This is a genomic window from Ornithinimicrobium avium, assembly GCF_003351765.1.
Taxonomy (GTDB): domain Bacteria; phylum Actinomycetota; class Actinomycetes; order Actinomycetales; family Dermatophilaceae; genus Ornithinicoccus; species Ornithinicoccus avius.
The window spans coordinates 1,745,776-1,761,477 of sequence record NZ_CP031229.1 but is presented as its reverse complement, the minus strand read 5'-3'; the positions used below and the strand labels follow the sequence as shown (position 1 = coordinate 1,761,477).

At 72.2% G+C, this 15,702-nt stretch carries 18 protein-coding genes; 16 read left to right on the top strand and 2 right to left on the bottom strand.

Going from position 1 to position 15,702, the window contains the following annotated elements; genetic code table 11:
• The first annotated feature begins 235 nt into the window (after positions 1-235).
• The 8 genes from DV701_RS07985 (at position 236) to DV701_RS07950 (ending at position 7,145) form a co-directional block, all read left to right on the top strand.
• Positions 236-1,096, top strand: coding sequence for an extracellular catalytic domain type 1 short-chain-length polyhydroxyalkanoate depolymerase (locus DV701_RS07985; RefSeq protein WP_202863667.1), 861 nt, complete (start codon positions 236-238; stop codon positions 1,094-1,096).
• Between the two features lie 35 nt (positions 1,097-1,131).
• Entirely contained in the window at positions 1,132-1,647 is a 516-nt protein-coding gene (locus DV701_RS07980) for a SixA phosphatase family protein (RefSeq protein WP_114927839.1), read from the top strand.
• 26 nt (positions 1,648-1,673) lie between these two features.
• A complete protein-coding gene (locus tag DV701_RS07975) occupies positions 1,674-2,468 on the top strand; it encodes a deoxyribonuclease IV (protein ID WP_114927838.1) in 795 nt (264 codons plus the stop codon).
• A 90-nt stretch (positions 2,469-2,558) separates the two neighbouring features.
• Positions 2,559-3,446 carry an ABC transporter ATP-binding protein gene (locus DV701_RS07970; RefSeq protein ID WP_114930909.1) on the top strand — a complete coding sequence of 296 codons (888 nt, stop codon included), beginning with the start codon at positions 2,559-2,561 and terminating at the stop codon, positions 3,444-3,446.
• Positions 3,439-4,311 (top strand): ABC transporter permease, encoded by an 873-nt coding sequence (locus DV701_RS07965; protein ID WP_228255279.1) that lies wholly within the window; start codon positions 3,439-3,441, stop codon positions 4,309-4,311. The genes DV701_RS07970 and DV701_RS07965 overlap by 8 nt, the downstream gene beginning before the upstream one ends.
• 8 nt (positions 4,312-4,319) lie before the next feature.
• Positions 4,320-5,105: an ABC transporter permease gene (locus DV701_RS07960; RefSeq protein ID WP_114930905.1), complete on the top strand. Its 786-nt coding sequence runs from the start codon at positions 4,320-4,322 to the stop codon at positions 5,103-5,105.
• 40 nt (positions 5,106-5,145) lie between these two features.
• Entirely contained in the window at positions 5,146-6,027 is an 882-nt protein-coding gene (locus DV701_RS07955; RefSeq protein WP_114927837.1) for a hypothetical protein, read from the top strand.
• Positions 6,028-6,044: 17 nt separating this feature from the next.
• A complete protein-coding gene (locus DV701_RS07950) occupies positions 6,045-7,145 on the top strand; it encodes a branched-chain amino acid aminotransferase (RefSeq protein WP_114927836.1) in 1,101 nt (366 codons plus the stop codon).
• Positions 7,146-7,163: 18 nt separating this feature from the next.
• On the opposite strand, the gene DV701_RS07945 is transcribed toward DV701_RS07950, so the two are convergent.
• Positions 7,164-8,027, bottom strand: a complete 864-nt coding sequence (locus tag DV701_RS07945; RefSeq protein ID WP_202863666.1) for a 3-methyladenine DNA glycosylase — start codon at positions 8,025-8,027, stop codon at positions 7,164-7,166.
• A 46-nt stretch (positions 8,028-8,073) separates the two neighbouring features.
• Between DV701_RS07945 and DV701_RS07940 the strand changes: the two genes are divergently transcribed.
• The 4 genes from DV701_RS07940 (at position 8,074) to murI (ending at position 11,944) form a co-directional block, all read left to right on the top strand.
• Positions 8,074-8,583: a MaoC family dehydratase gene (locus DV701_RS07940; protein ID WP_114927835.1), complete on the top strand. Its 510-nt coding sequence runs from the start codon at positions 8,074-8,076 to the stop codon at positions 8,581-8,583.
• Between the two features lie 458 nt (positions 8,584-9,041).
• Positions 9,042-10,271: an amidohydrolase gene (locus tag DV701_RS07930; protein ID WP_114927833.1), complete on the top strand. Its 1,230-nt coding sequence runs from the start codon at positions 9,042-9,044 to the stop codon at positions 10,269-10,271.
• A gap of 55 nt (positions 10,272-10,326) precedes the next feature.
• A complete protein-coding gene (locus DV701_RS07925; RefSeq protein WP_114927832.1) occupies positions 10,327-11,115 on the top strand; it encodes a fumarylacetoacetate hydrolase family protein in 789 nt (262 codons plus the stop codon).
• A gap of 10 nt (positions 11,116-11,125) precedes the next feature.
• On the top strand, positions 11,126-11,944 hold the full coding sequence (gene murI, locus DV701_RS07920; protein WP_114927831.1) for a glutamate racemase: 819 nt from the start codon (positions 11,126-11,128) through the stop codon (positions 11,942-11,944).
• A gap of 31 nt (positions 11,945-11,975) precedes the next feature.
• Here the strand turns inward: murI and DV701_RS07915 are convergent, their stop codons facing one another.
• Complete coding sequence (locus DV701_RS07915) at positions 11,976-12,431, bottom strand: hypothetical protein (RefSeq protein ID WP_162802911.1); 456 nt, start codon at positions 12,429-12,431, stop codon at positions 11,976-11,978.
• A gap of 146 nt (positions 12,432-12,577) precedes the next feature.
• Here DV701_RS07915 and DV701_RS07910 point away from each other — a divergent pair, with 146 nt between their 5' ends.
• The 4 genes from DV701_RS07910 to DV701_RS07895 all read left to right on the top strand — a co-directional run bounded on the left by DV701_RS07910 (position 12,578) and on the right by DV701_RS07895 (position 15,643).
• Complete coding sequence (locus DV701_RS07910; protein ID WP_114927829.1) at positions 12,578-12,931, top strand: PadR family transcriptional regulator; 354 nt, start codon at positions 12,578-12,580, stop codon at positions 12,929-12,931.
• A gap of 3 nt (positions 12,932-12,934) precedes the next feature.
• Positions 12,935-13,480: a hypothetical protein gene (locus tag DV701_RS07905; protein WP_114927828.1), complete on the top strand. Its 546-nt coding sequence runs from the start codon at positions 12,935-12,937 to the stop codon at positions 13,478-13,480.
• Between the two features lie 53 nt (positions 13,481-13,533).
• Positions 13,534-14,307 (top strand): MBL fold metallo-hydrolase, encoded by a 774-nt coding sequence (locus DV701_RS07900; RefSeq protein ID WP_114927827.1) that lies wholly within the window; start codon positions 13,534-13,536, stop codon positions 14,305-14,307.
• 82 nt (positions 14,308-14,389) lie between these two features.
• Positions 14,390-15,643: a mechanosensitive ion channel gene (locus DV701_RS07895; protein ID WP_114927826.1), complete on the top strand. Its 1,254-nt coding sequence runs from the start codon at positions 14,390-14,392 to the stop codon at positions 15,641-15,643.
• Positions 15,644-15,702 lie beyond the last annotated feature (59 nt).

Here is a 15,702-nt window from a genome sequence, read left to right as displayed (position 1 = left end):
CTCCCTGCCCGTTTCCTCCCTGCCCGGCTCGCCGGACCCGGCGATGACCGAGGCCACCCGACTCGTCCGCACCGGGCGACTCTCCGACGCCACCGCCCTGATCCGGCGCACGCTGGACGGCCAGCCCTCGACAGCAGCCGGCGCGCCGAACCTGACTGTGGCTCAGGGGCCTGCCGGCGGCCGGACAGGCCGCCTAGACAGAGTGCTGCGCCAGCTCCCCGATGTGCGCGCACACATGACGGGAGCGACGTCTCGCGCTGAGGTCCCGACCACGCTGCCCGGGAGCGTGCGGACCGGGGTGCACCGCAGCGCCGCCGGCAAGCGTCCCTACCGGCTGTATGTCCCGAGCACCGGTGCCACTTCCCCCCGGCCCCTGCTCGTGATGCTGCACGGCGGGACCCAGGACGGCGCCACCTTCGCCGGCTCGACCGGCATGGACGCGGTCGCGCAGGAGCACGGACTGCTCGTGGTCTATCCCGAGCAGGTGACCTCGGCGAACCCGATGCGCTACTGGAACTGGTTCTCCGACCAGCAGCGGACCAGCGGAGAGCCGGCGATCATCGCCGGCATCATCTCGGAGATGGTGGCGACCGAGGATGCCGATCCATCCCGGGTCTACGTGGCAGGCTTCTCCGCCGGTGCGGCGATGGCGGCAGTGCTGGCCGGCACGCACCCCGACGTGGTCGCTGCCGTGGGCATCCACTCCGGCCTGGCGGCCGGAGCAGCCGACGACGTGTCCTCGGCCTTCGCCGCGATGCGTTCCCCCGGCCCGGCCCGGCGCCTGGCCCGGCCCGTCCCGGCGATCACCTTCCACGGCGACTCCGACCCGACGGTCAGCATCGCGAACTCCGGCAGGCTGACCGACCAGTTCGGACCCGGCACCAGACCTGAGATCCAGCGCGGCACGGTCGCTGGCGGCCGGAGCTACACGGTGAGCCGCCACGACGACGGCAACGGCACGATGCTCGAGCAGTGGGTGGTCCACGGCATGGCGCACGCCTGGTCCGGCGGGGCAGCCGGGCATTCCTACACCGACCCCTCCGGCCCGGACGCCTCGGGGGAGATGGTGCGGTTCTTCCTCGACCACCATCGCTGAGGACGGGGCAGGGACCCGGGCACTACCGTGGCCCCATGACCCGCACGCTCGTCATCGTCCGCCACGCCAAGACTGAGCGGGAGCACCGCGACGGCGACCACGAGCGTGAGCTGGTGCTGCGGGGCGTCGCGGACGCCACGGTGCTCGGCCGCTGGCTGGCCGAGCAGGAGCTGCTGCCCGACCTGGTGCTGGTCTCCACCGCGGCGCGTGCCCGGCAGACGGCCGAGCACGTGCTCGAGGGGGCCGGGGCCGCCGACGCCCAGAGGTGGCCGGGCCGCGACCTCTACGACCGCGGGGTCAGGGGAGCGCTGGGTGCCGTGCGCGAGGCGCCCGAGGACGCGGCGACCGTGTGGGTCGTCGGCCACCAGCCGACCATGGGCACCCTCGCGCTCGCGCTGACCGACCGGCGGACCTCGGACCGGGCGGCGCTGAGCATCCTCGAGGACGGGTTCCCGACCGCGAGCGCCGCGGTGCTGCGGACCGAGGTCGCCTGGGATCTGCTCCAGTCCGGCCTGGGCAGCCTCGTGGCCTTCCACACCGCACGGGCCTGACGGACCGCCCGCCTACAGTGGCCGGTATGACGATCAGGATCGGTGCGCACGTCGACCAGGCCGACCCGGTGGCGGAGGCGCTGGCGAGGGGGACCACCCTCGTGCAGCACTTCCTCGGCGACCCGCAGGGCTACAAGGGCCCGGAGGTGCACTACCCGGGCGGGGCCCCCGCGCTACGGGCAGCGGCCGAGGAGGCGGGCGTGGACCTCTACGTCCACGCGCCCTACATCGTCAACGTCGCCACCACCAACAACCGGATCCGGATCCCCAGCCGCAAGCTGCTCCAGCAGCACGTGGACGCCGCCGCCGAGATCGGCGCCAGGGGGCTCATCGTGCACGGCGGCCACGTCAACGCCGGCGACGACCCCGACAAGGGCGCCGACAACTGGCGCAAGGCGGTCGAGGCCACCGACCTCAAGGTGCCGCTGCTGCTGGAGAACACCGCCGGCGGCGACAACGCGATGGCCCGCCACCTGGACCGGATCGCGGCCACCTGGGCGGCGATCCAGGCGGCCGACGGCGCGCAGATGGTCGGCTTCTGCCTCGACACCTGCCACGCGTGGGCCGGCGGCATCCCGTTGGCCGAGGCGGTGGAGCGGATCCACGCCATCACCGGGAGGATCGACCTGGTGCACGCCAACGACAGCCGCGACGCCGCCGGCTCCGGCGCGGACCGGCACACCACCTTCGGCGAGGGTCAGATCGACCCCGACGAGCTGGCCTCGGTGGTCCGCGACGCCGGCGCCCCGGTGATCTGCGAGACGCCCGGCGGCGCCGAGCAGCACCGGGCCGACTTCGCCTGGCTGCGCGAGCGACTCTGAGACGGCAGGACCCTTTGGGGTCCTCGGACCTGCGACGTAGAGTGCTCCGACGTGACGAGACCGGTGATCAGGGCACGGGGCCTGCGCAAGATGTACGGCGACTTCGCCGCCGTGGACGGCATCGACTTCGAGGTGGCGCCGGGGGAGAGCTTCGGGCTGCTCGGCCCCAACGGGGCCGGCAAGTCGACGACGATGCGGATGATCGGCGGCACCCTGGACCGCACCGGCGGCGAGCTGAGCGTGCTGGACATGGACCCGGCCGACCGCGGCCCCGAGGTCCGGGCGCACCTGGGCGTGGTGCCGCAGCAGGACAACCTCGACGAGGAGCTGAGGGTCCGGGAGAACATCGTCATGTACGGCCGCTACTTCGGCCTGCCGCGCTCCTACCTGCTGCCCAGGTCCGAGGAGCTGCTCGCCTTCGCCCAGCTCGAGGCCAAGGCGGGGGAGAAGGTCGGCAACCTCTCCGGCGGCATGAAAAGGCGCCTCACCATCGCCCGCGGCCTGGTCAACGAGCCCAAGATCCTCCTCCTCGACGAGCCCACCACGGGCCTTGACCCTCAGGCCAGGCACATCCTGTGGGACCGGCTCTTCCGGCTCAAGGAGGCCGGCACCACCCTGGTCGTCACCACCCACTTCATGGACGAGGCCGAGCAGCTGTGCGACCGGCTGATCGTGGTCGACCACGGCGCCATCATGGCGCAGGGCACCCCGCGCGAGCTGATCCGCGAGCACTCCACCCGGGAGGTCGTCGAGCTGCGCTTCGGCTCCGACCGCAACGCCCAGGTCGTCGACCAGCTCGAGGGCGTGGGGGCCCGCAACGAGGTGCTGCCCGACCGGATCCTCATCTACGCCGACGACGGCGAGGCGGCCCTGGAGGAGGTCGGCCGGCGCGGGCTGCGACCGGTCACCTCCCTGGTGCGCCGCTCCTCCCTGGAGGACGTCTTCCTCCGGCTGACCGGGAGGTCCCTCGTTGACTGACCGCACGCGGGAGGGCGTCGACGCCCACGCCCTCGCCTCCTCCGGGTCGGCACCCTCGCACACCGTGATGGCGGCGCGCGCCCGCGCACTCGGCGTCTGGTACTACGCCGAGACCGTCCTGCGCGGCATGCGCGCCTACTTCTGGCCGATCATGCTGTATGCCGCGGGCCAGCCGGTCCTCTACATGGTCGCCATGGGCATCGGCCTGGGCACGCTCGTGGACTCCGGCGCCGGCTCGGTGGGCGGGGTGGACTACCTGACCTTCGTCGCGCCGGCGCTGCTGGTCTCCACGGTGGTGATGTCGGTCTCCGGCGAGATGACCTACCCGGTCATGTCCGGCTTCAAGTGGCAGCGGCTCTACTACGGCCCGGCGGCCAGCGCCCTGGAGCCGGGGCAGATCGCGCTGGGCCACCTGGTCGCCGTCGTCATCCGCTTCGTGGTGCAGTCGCTGATCTTCTGGGCGGTGATGCTGGTCTTCGGCGCGACCACCGCGCCGTGGTGGCAGTCCTGGCTGGTGGTGCCGGTCGGCGTGCTGACCGCCACCGCGTTCGGGGCGCCGCTGCAGGCCTACGCCTCGACGCTCACCGACGAGGGCTTCCAGTTCAGCTTCATCCAGCGCTTCGTGGTGATGCCGATGTTCCTCTTCGCCGGCACCTTCTTCCCGCTCTCGGCGATGCCGACCTACCTGCACTGGATCGGCTGGGTCTCGCCGGTCTGGCACGGCACCGAGCTGGCCCGCCTGGCCAGCTACGGCGCCCCGCTGAGCCCGACGATGCTCGCGGTCCACCTCGGGTTCCTGGTCCTGTGCACCGTCGCCGGGCTCCTGCTCGCCGTCCGCTCCTACACCCGGAGGCTGCACTCGTGACCGCCCCCATGTCCCTGCGGGCCCTGTCCTCGGGCAACGTGCGCGCCGTCCTCGAGCGCGGCTTCACGGTCATCAAGAACCAGAACTGGATGATCCTGGTCTCCGGCTTCTTCGAGCCGGTCTTCTACCTGGTCGCGATGGGCGTGGGCATGGGCGGACTGGTCGGCCAGGTCGAGGGCCCCGGAGGGCAGCCCACGACGTACGCCGCCTACATCGCCCCGGCTCTCCTGGCCACCTCGGCGATGAACGGCGCGATCTACGACTCGACGTGGAACGTGTTCTTCAAGCTGCGCTTCGCCAAGCTCTACCAGGCCATGCTGCAGACCTCCCTGGGCCCGCTGGACGTGGCCCTCGGGGAGATCCTGATGGCGCTCTTCCGCGGCTTCATCTACGCCCTGGGCTTCCTGGGCGTGCTCGCCGTGATGGGCCTGGTCACCTCCTGGTGGGCGCTGGCGATGGTCCCGGTGGCGGTGCTGGTCGCCTTCGGCTTCGCGGCCCTGGGGATGGGGATCACCAGCTACATGACCTCCTTCCAGCAGATGGACCTCATCAACTTCGCGCTGCTGCCGATGTTCCTCTTCTCGGCCACGCTCTACCCGATCTCGGTCTACCCCGATCCGATCCAGTGGGTCGTCATGGCGATGCCGCTGTGGCACGCCGTGGAGCTCATGCGCCAGCTCTCGGTCGGCTACCTGACGGGTATGACGCTCGTCCACGTCGGCTACTTCCTGGTCATGACCGCGGCCGGCCTGTGGCTGACGACCGTGCGGCTGCGCAGGCTCTTCCTGCGCTGACCCCGTGGGTGCCGCGCCGCCCGCGCCGTAGGCTGGTGCCATGACCACCGTCCTCGACCCGGAGTCGGCCGACCTGACGCTGCTGCAGGACCGCCAGGTCGCGGTCCTGGGGTTCGACGCCGTGGCCGCCGCGCACGCGCTCAACCTGCGCGACAGCGGCGTCGACGTCTGGATCGGCACCAGCCCCGACGGCCGGGGCGCGGCCCGCGCAGAGACGGAGGGGCTGGCTGTCTCGACCCCGGAGGAGGCCGTCTCCCGGTGCGACATCGTGCTGGTCCCGGTGGGCGCGCTCGGCCACGGGGAGCACGACCTGGAGATGGTGCAGCGGCTCCTGCTCGAGCACACCGAGCCGGGCGACCTGGTCGTGGTCACCGGCGGCGAGCCCGTGCGCACCGGACGGTTGAGCGTGCCGGACGGCGTCGACCTCGCGATGCTCCGGTGCGTCGGGGACGGCGACCGCGTGCGGGAGGAGTATCTCGACGGCCGCGGGAGCCCGGCGCTGGTGGCGGTGGCGCGCGACGAGAGCGGCGCCGCCTGGGCGACCCTGACCGCATACGCGGCAGCCATGGGGTCCCTGCGCTCCGGGGCGATCGTCACCACCCTGGACCACGAGGCGGAGGCGCGGCAGTATGCGGAGTCGCACGTCTTCGCCCCGCTCCGCACCAGCGTCGAGAAGGCCTTCGAGACGCTCGTCGACCGCGGCGTCGAGGAGGAGGTCGCCTACCTCGCGGTCGTGCACGACCTCAAGACGCGGGTCGACCAGATCTACCAGGCCGGCCTCGCCACCCAGTACGGTCCCGACGCCCGGCCCGGCACCGAGCCCGCGGAAGGGGCGCGGAGCCGGCGCGCGGCCCAGCGTGCCGCGCACCCCCTGGAGCACGTGGGGCGGCGGGTCCGGTCGATGATGAGCTGGATCAGGTGACGGCATACCCTGACCCCATGACCATGACGCCGTCGTCCACGTCCTTCGCCGTCACCGAGAACGCTGACCGCGCCACGCCCGAGCAGATCACCACGGTCCTGCAGGACCCGGGCTTCGGCTCGCACTTCACCGACCACATGGCGATGATCGACTGGGGCAGGGGCGAGGGCTGGCACGACCCGCGCGTCGTGCCCTACGGCCCCCTGCAGCTCGACCCCTCCGCCGCGGTGTTCCACTACGGTCAGGAGATCTTCGAGGGCATGAAGGCCTACCGGCACGCGGACGGGTCGGTGTGGACCTTCCGTCCCGAGCGCAACGCCGAGCGCCTCAACAACTCGGCCCGCCGGCTGGCGCTGCCCGAGCTGCCGCCGACGATGTTCCTCGACGCCGTCAAGGAGCTCGTCGCCATCGACCAGGCGTGGGTGCCCTCGGCCGACTCGGGGGAGACCTCGCTCTACATCCGTCCGTTCATGATCGCCACCGAGGAGGCGCTCGGCGTGCGGCCCAGCAACAGGGTGCTGTTCTCGGTGATCGCCTCCCCGGCCGGCGCCTACTTCACCGGCGGTCTGAAGCCGGTGAGCCTGTGGGTCAGCGAGCTCTACGTGCGCGCCGCGGCCGGCGGGACCGGCGAGGCCAAGTGCGGCGGCAACTACGCCGCCTCGCTCGCCTCGCAGGCCGAGGGGATCGAGAACGGCTGCGACCAGGTCGTCTTCCTCGACGCCGTGGAGCGCCGCTACGTCGAGGAGCTCGGCGGCATGAACCTGTTCTTCGTCCACGCCGACGGTCGCATCGTCACCCCCGAGCTGACCGGCACCATCCTGCCGGGCGTCACCCGGTCCTCGCTGCTGGAGCTCGCCCGCGAGCGGGGGCTGCAGGTCGAGGAGCGTCGGTTCACGATCGACGAGTGGCGCGAGGGTGCGGCCAGCGGGGAGATCAGCGAGGTCTTCGCCTGCGGCACCGCGGCCGTCATCACGCCCGTGGGGCGCCTGGCCTGGAACGGCGGCGAGGTGGCGATGCCCGGCACCCACGAGCTGACGATGTCGCTGCGCGAGGAGCTGCTCGACATCCAGTACGGCCGCGCCGAGGACCGGCACGGCTGGATGTACCAGCTGGTCTGAGGGAGGGCGCCGGGACGCTCAGGGCGCCGGCGTCAGCCTGTCGAGCACGTCCAGCAGCTCTCGGCGCAGCGCGTTGGACCGCACCGTGAACGCGCGCTGGGCGGCGACGTACTCGGCCTTGCCCTCGGCCGTCTCGATCCGCACCGGCTGGTAGCCCAGCTCCCGCAGGTCGTAGGGCGCCGCCCTCATGTCCAGCTCCCGCACCTCCCTGGCCAGCTCGAAGGCGCGCAGGGTGAGATCGCCGGGCACGGCCGGGCTGAGCTTGAACGCCCACTTGTAGAGGTCCATCGCGGCGTGCAGGCAGCCGGGCTGCTCGGTGGCCACCTGTCCCTCGCGCGTCGGCGACAGGGTGTTGCGCGCAGCAGCGTCCGGGGTGAAGAAGCGGAAGGCGTCGAAGTGCGAGCAGGCCACCGTGTGCGACTCCACGACCGCGTCCGTCCCTTCGCGCCCGAGCCGCAACGGCCACCCCTGGTGGCGCAGCCCGTCCTCGCCGGCGCGGTAGACCATCGCCCACTCGTGCAGCCCGAAGCAGCCGAACCGCCCGGGCCGCGACAGGGTCGCGCGGAGCAGGTCCCGCACGAAGGTGATCGTCCGCCCGCGCTCCTGCGCGAACCGCTCCGCGTCCAGGTATGCGGTGCCGCCGGTCACCGTGTAGAAGCGCCAGCCCGCGCGCTCCTCCGCGCCCTCCAGCCCGGTGCGGGGGCCGGGGTGCCAGCGGGCGAGCTGGGCGGGACGGAACGGGTAGTACTCCCAGAGGAAGTCGTCGACCGGGTGCCTGCGTCCCTCCACGCGACGGGCGAGCCGGCCGGCGGAGCGCTGCTCGACGGCGGCGGAGTGCGCGGCGGCGAGGGCACGCCATACCTGCTCCTGGAGGACCTCCACGGGCACCCAGCGTAGATCGCGCGGGCCTCTTGGCAGGATGGGGCACATGCCGACCGACGCCTGGGCCGCGACCCGCCCGCTCTCCGAGGACTTCACCACCCCGGTCGCCGACCGGTGGTTCGAGGACTACACCGAGGGGGACGTGCGCACCTACGGCACGATCGCCCTCTCCGAGGAGGAGATCGTCGCCTTCGCCCGCGACTACGACCCGCAGCGCATCCACACCGACCCGGCGTGGGCGGCCACCGGCCCCTTCCAGGGACTGATCGCCAGCGGCATCCAGACGATCGGGGTGTTCATGCGGCTCTACGCCGACCACTACCTGACCCACTGCGGGTCGCTGGCCTCCCCGGGGGTGGACGAGGTGCGGTGGACGCGACCGGTCCGGCCCGGCGACGAGCTGCGACTGCGGGTCGAGACGCTGCGGACGCGCCCGTCCCGCTCCAAGCCCGACCGGGGGCTGGTGGTCACGCTCGCCGAGCTGTTCAACCAGGACGACGAGCTCGTGCTCTCCCAGAAGGTGATGAACCTGGTGGCAGTCCGACCCGCGCGCTAGCCGTGCTCCGCGGAGCAGTCCTGGCCGGGGACGGCGACCCCGGGTCTGTCGGTGCGCGGTCCTAGCGTGGTCGGCACGAGCCGGGGGAGGGCCCGGGCCAGGGAGGAGAGGGACCGATGGGGGACGAGGACAGGGACAGGACCGCACAGGCGCAGGACGGGCACGCCGGTCCGCAGCCGGAGGACAGGGCGGTCGCGGAGGAGGAGGCGGGGGAGCCGCCGCTGCGTCGACCAGTGGCGCAACAGCGGCCGCACGTTCGGGCTCTACGCCGACCCCAACCCGCCGTGGCAGGACCTGTCCAGGTCCGTGGCGGACAGGTGGGCGCAGCGGTACGGCTCGGCGGCGCAGGCCGACGCGGCCTGAGTGCTGCGGCCGAGGACGCGGCAGTGCGAGGATGACCACATGGAGCTGGATCGGCTCGACCGTCCCGCCGAGAACGAGACGAAGGAACGCACCGCATGACCGTCACGACAAGCACGCAGGCACTGATCACGCAGGCCGTCCGGGAACGTCTCGAGGCCGACTACGTCCATCTGCACGCCCACCCCGAGCTCAGCATGCAGGAGCACCAGACCGCAGCCTTCATCGAGGAGCGGCTGACCTCCCTGGAGATCGAGCACTTCCGCTGCGGGGGGACCGGCGTCGTCGGCATCGTGCGCAACGGCAGCGGCCCGACCGTGGCGTTCCGCGCGGACACCGACGGGCTGCCGATCGCGGAGGACACGGGTCTGGACTACGCCAGCACCGCGCGGGGCACCCTCGACGACGGCACCGACGTGCCGGTCATGCACGGCTGCGGCCACGACGCGCACGTGTCCGTGGCCCTCTCGCTCGCGCAGGTGCTCACCGGGCGGCGCGACCTATGGGCGGGAACCGTCGTGCTGATCCTCCAGCCGGGGGAGGAGACCGCTGCCGGCGCCGCGGCGATGGTCGACGACGGACTGTGGGACCGGGCGCTGCGGCCCGAGGTGGTCTACGGCCAGCACGTCATGCCCGGGCTCGCCGGCACGGTCTCCGTGACGCGCGGGACCGCGATGGCGATGGCCGACTCCTGGCGGATCACCCTGCACGGGCAGCAGGCGCACGGCTCGCAGCCGCACAGCTCGATCGACCCGATCGTGCTCGGCGCGCACGTCGTGACCCGCCTCCAGTCGGTGGTCTCGCGCACGGTCAACCCGCTCGACATGGCGGTCGTCACCGTCGGCACCTTCCACGCGGGGCTCAAGGAGAACATCATCCCCGCCAGTGCCGAGCTCGCCCTCAACGTGCGGACCTTCGAGCCCGAGGTCCGCCAGCTGGTGCTCGACGGCATCAGGCGCACCGTCGACGGCGAGGTCCTGGCCTCCGGCGCCCCGCCGGCGGAGATCGAGGAGCTCTACCGCTTCCCCCAGTGCATCAACGACCCGGAGGAGACCGACCGGGTCCTGTCGGTGCTGCAGGCCGAGCTGGGTGAGGAGTCGGCGACCCTGGCCCCGCCGCTGTCCGGCAGCGAGGACTTCGGGCACCTGGCGGCCGTCCTGGGCGTGCCCTCGGTCTTCTGGCTCTTCGGCGGTTACCCGCAGGAGGTGCTGGACGGCGGTCAGGTCTACGGCAACCACAGCCCCCACTTCGCACCCGTGGTCCAGCCCACCCTGGACACCGGCCTGCGCGCTGCGCTCGCGGTGCTGCTCTCGCGGGTCGGGGTCTGATCCGGGAGCGCGGGCCCCGCACCCGAGGGGCCGGCGCACCCCATACCCTTGTCGCATGCGCATCTGCCGATTCACCACCGGGGAGGACCCACGCTTCGGGCTCGTGGACGGGGCAGGGGAGAAGATCGCCGAGATCAGCGGCGACCCCCTCTACACCCGGATCGAGCTGACCGGGGAGACCTTCCGCGTGGACGAGGTGCGCCTCCTCGCGCCGGTCATCCCGCGCAGCAAGGTCGTCGCGGTGGGGCGCAACTACGCCGACCACGCCCGCGAGATGGGCACCGAGCTGCCCGCCGAGCCGATGATGTTCCTCATCCCCAACACCTCGGTGTGCGGCCCGGACGACCCCGTGGTGATCCCGTCCTTCGCCACCGAGATCTCCTACGAGGCAGAGCTGGCGGTCGTCGTCGGGCGGGTCGCCAAGGACGTGGCGGTCGAGGACGCCCAGGGGGTGATCTTCGGCTACACCGTCGCCAACGACGTCACCGCACGTGACCTGCAGCGCGCCGACGGGCAGTGGGCCCGCGCCAAGGGCATGGACACCTTCACCCCGCTCGGGCCGTGGATCGAGACCGAGCTGGACGTGTCCGACCTGCGGATCAGCTCGCGCGTCGACGGGGAGACCAGGCAGGAGGGCACGACCAAGGACATGGCCTTCGGCGTGGCGCAGATCGTGGCGCACGCCTCCGCCGCCTTCACCCTCCTGCCCGGCGACGTCCTGCTCACCGGCACCCCGGCCGGCGTAGGGCCGATCGCCGCCGGGCAGCGCTGCGAGGTGGAGGTCGAGGGGATCGGGACGATGGGCAACCCGTTCGTGTCGGCCTCCGGCCGCGAGCAGGACTGACCCCACGCGCATGACCGGCTCCCCGATCGGGGTCTTCGACTCCGGGCTCGGCGGGCTCACCGTGGCCCGCGAGATCCTCGACCAGCTCCCGCAGGAGTCGGTCCTCTACCTGGGCGACACCGCGCGTACGCCCTACGGGCCGCGCCCGATCGCGCAGGTGCGCCGCTACGCCCTGGAGTGCCTCGACCGGCTCGTCGACCACGGCGTCAAGGCGCTGGTCATCGCGTGCAACAGCGCCTCCGCGGCGGTCCTGGCCGACGCCCGCGAGCGGTATGACGTGCCCGTCGTCGAGGTCATCCGACCAGCGGTCCGTCGCTCGATGGCGGTCACCCGGTCGGGGCGGATCGGCGTGATCTCCACCCAGGCCACCCACCAGTCGCGGGCTTACCTCGACAGCTTCGTCGCGGCACCGCCGGGGGTGCAGGTCTGGTCGCAGCCGTGCCCGCGCTTCGTCGAGCTCGTGGAGGAGGGGGTCACCAGCGGTCCGGAGGTCATCGAGACCGCGCGCGCCTACCTCGCGCCGCTGCAGGAGCAGCAGATCGACACCCTCATCCTGGGCTGCACGCACTACCCGCTGCTGACCTCGGCCCTGCAGTACGTCCTCGGCGAGGAGGTCACGCTCGTCAGCTCGGCGGCCGCCACCGCCGCCGACCTGTTCCGGGTGCTCACCGACGGCGGGCTGCTGGCCGGGCCCGACCACCGCCCGGAGCACCAGTGGCTGACCACCGGCGACCCGCAGGGCTTCACCTTCCTCGCCCGGCGTTTCCTCGGCCCCGAGGTGGAGCAGGTGCACCGGGCGTTCGTGGGGAGGGCCGAGGAGCGGGTCTAGCCCGGGCCGGGGTGGGCCCCCGCGGCGCTGATCACTCCCGGTGCTGCCCGGCCCGGGTCGTGCGGTCCAGGTCGGTCAGGGGCCGACCGGGCTGCTCGTCCCACGGGTAGATGCCCTGCTCCAGCCCGCTCGCCATCGAGGTGATCGCCTGCCGGGTCTGCGGCCAGGTCCCGACCTCGGTCTCCCAGACCGCGCGCAGGTCCGTGGTGACCTCGACGATCCAGTGCCGGCCGAGCAGGACCCTGGTCAGGGCGAGCACCGGCACCAGGAGCAGCAGCAGCGCGAGCTCCGCCGCCGCCACGACCGCCATCACGAGCGTGGGGAGCGCGACGACGAGCGTGATCGCCGTCGGCAGCAGGTCCTCACCGCTGCTCCTCCAGAAGGTCCCTACTGGATCGGACATGCGCGGCAGCATCGTCCTGCGCCGCCACGGCACCCAGCGGCGACTCACCCGCCAGACGCGGCCCTGCGGATCGGTCACCCTCATCGTTGCTCCCCTCCGTCGTCCGCCGAGGCTAGCGAGTCCGGGAGGGGCCTTCCCCGACGTGTCCACAGCCGACCGTCACCGGGGAGGCTCGCTTCGCCATCACCTAGTACTTGACAATGATTGGTACTAGGTCAAGTATGTCCTGCATGGGCACACACGATGCACAGATGCTCAAGGGCGTCCTCGCCCTTCTGCTGCTCAGCCTGCTGTCCACCGAGGACGGCTACGGCTACGGGATCGTCACGCGTCTGCGGGGGGCCGGCTTCGACGGCCTCGCGGAGGGCACGGTCTACCCGGCGCTCACCAGGCTCGAGACCGCAGGGTTCCTCGAGTCCTACCTCTCCCGGTCCGAGTCAGGACCGGCCCGGAAGTACTACCGCACCACTGACCAGGGACGTGCCGAGCTGGCGCGCCGCGGCCGGGCCTGGGACGACCTCGTCCTCTCCGTGGGCCGGGTCACCGCACTTCAGGACTCCACCACCACGACCCAGGGGGCATGAGCCATGGGACTGATCGACACGCTCCGCATCGAAGACACCGTCCAGAGGTACGACTTCTGGCTGGAGATGCGCGGCACCGGCTGGCGCCGGCGCAAGGAGCTGCGCCGTGAGCTGCGCGCCAACCTGCGCGCCGCGACCGAAGACGTCGGCGCGACGCAGGCGCTCCTCAACGTCGGCGCCCCGAAGGAGCTGGCACGCGAGGCCACCGACGGCGAGTACCAGCGCCGGCCGCAGTGGTCCAGGGCAGGCTTCTACGCCGCGCTCACCCTCGGCGCCGTGCTCTTCGCCGTCGTCTACACCGCGACGACCTTCACCGCCGGCGTCGAGGCGGCGGGGATGGTCGGCCAGGATGTCACGGGCCGGGTCTTCCCCTGGCCGTGGGTCGAGTTCCACGCGCGCATCGAGGAGGGACGTGGCGGGCTCACCACAGGTGCCTCCGGCGCGGGCTGGCCGGTGGTCGTCCTGCCGCTGGTCGTCTTCGTGCTGACCGCCCGCCCGTGGCGGGTGCTCACTGCACGCTCCGGGCAGGTCGGCGAGCAGGTCGGGTGAGCTGACCGGAGGCGCACGGGCCCCCCGCGTCCAACAACGGGCACGATGGGGTCATGGACCTGACGATCGTCGGCTGCACCGGCTCGGTGCCCGGGCCCGACTCACCCGCCAGCTGCTACCTCCTCCGTGCCGAGCACGAGGGCCGCACCTGGCAGCTGCTGCTCGACCTGGGCTCGGGCGCCCTGGGCGCGCTGCAGCGGCATACCGACCCCCTGTCCATCGACGCCGTGGTGCTCTCCCACCTGCACCCCGACCACTGCCTCGACCTCACCGGACTGCAGGTGATGCGCCAGCACGGCCCGGTGCCCGCCGAGGAGGACCTGCCCGTCCACGCGCCCGCGGGCGCCGCGGACCGGATGGCTCGCGCCTACGGGGTCGTCGAACCCCAAGAGCTGAGGGGTATGGCGTTCGCCGACCTGGTCGACTCGGTCCCGTTCGCGGTCGGGCCGTTCACCGTCACGCCCTACGCGGTGCTGCACCCGGTGCCGGCCTACGGGCTGCGGGTCGAGGCCGGGGGAGCGGTGCTCGGCTTCACCGGCGACACCGACACCTGCCCTGGGCTGGATCCGTTGCTGGCCGACGCGGACCTGGCCCTGTGCGAGGCCTCCTTCCTCGAGGGGCGTGACGCCGCACGGGGGGTGCACCTGACGGCCCGGCGAGCCGCGGGCGCGGCGGTCCGAGCTGGGGCCCGCAGGCTGATGCTCACCCACCTGCCGCCGTGGACGCCGCCGGAGGAGGCCAGGGCCGAGGCTGAGCAGGTGTGGAGCGGAGAGGTGGAGCTGGCGACCCCAGGTGCCGTCGTGGAGGTGCTCGCGACACGCGAGTGACCTGAGAGCGCGCTGGGAGCGCGTACGGTGCAGACGTGGCCGCGGCCACACCCGTAACGCTGTCTTCCACAAGGAGCAACGCATGGACACCTGGCGCGACTACGACTGGGTCGGCCTGCTGGAGAAGGTCGCCATCGCGATCGTCATCCTCATCGCCACCTGGATCATCGCCCGCATCGTGAAGTGGGCGATCGGCAAGCTCGTGAGCAGGGTGACCTTCCTGCAGCGCGAGTCGCACGACGGAGAGTCGCTCGGCGAGGCGATCGGCACGATCGCCTCACTGCTCGTCTGGCTGTTCGGTCTCATAGCGATCCTGCAGGTCTTCGCCCTCGACCGCGTCCTGACCCCGATCCAGGAGATGCTCGGCGGGGTCCTCACCTACATCCCGAACATCATCGGGGCCGGGTTCGTCTTCTTCATCGGCTTCGTCATCGCCAGGATCGTCAAGCAGATCACCGAGACGGCCCTCGACTCGGCCGGTCTGGACCGGGCGGTGGCGCGCCTCAACGACCGCGCCGCGCAGGAGGGTCTGACCGGCCGGGCGGACGAGGCTGCGGCCGCCGACGCGGCGGGCACCAGCACCAGGACCAGCACCAGCACCCGGCTGTCGACGATCCTGGCCAACCTGCTCTTCGCGGTGATCCTCATCGTCGTGGCGATCGCGGCGCTGCAGATCCTGGGCATCTCGGCGATCTCCGACCCCGCGCAGAGCATGCTGCAGGTCATCCTCGACGCGATCCCGCGGATCATCGCGGCCGTCCTGCTGCTGGGCATCGGCTACGTCATCGCCCGGTTCGTCGGCCAGCTGCTCGAGTCCACGCTGCGCGGGCTCGGCGCCGACCGCACGATCGCCGGCATGGGCATCGTGCCCGAGGGCCGCAGCGCCTCGGCGATCATCGCCAAGATCGCCCAGCTGGCGATCCTGCTGTTCTTCGCCGTGATGGCCGCCCAGATGCTGGAGTTCCCGGCGATCACCGACATCCTGCAGGAGATCCTCCACCTGGGTGGCCGTGTGCTCTTCGGCGGCGCGATCATCGCGGCCGGCGTCATCATCGCCGGCCTGCTGCGCCGCACCATCGGCTCCGGCACGGCGGGCACCGTCATCTACTGGGCGACCACCGCGCTGTTCGTGGCGATGGGCCTGAAGTACATGGGCATCGCCGACTCGATCATCAACCTCGCCTTCGGCGCGGTCGTGGTCGGCGCCGCCCTCGCCGCGGCCCTGGCCTACGGCCTCGGCGGGCGCGAGGCGGCCGCCCGGTCGCTGCAGAAGGTGGAGTCCAAGGTCGACAGCCGGCCGACGACGGACCTGTCCTCGACCCCGCCGACGACCTGACCGTCGTCGCGCACGGCAGGACCCGGGCGCCCCGGACCGCAGCAGCGGTCCGGGGCGCC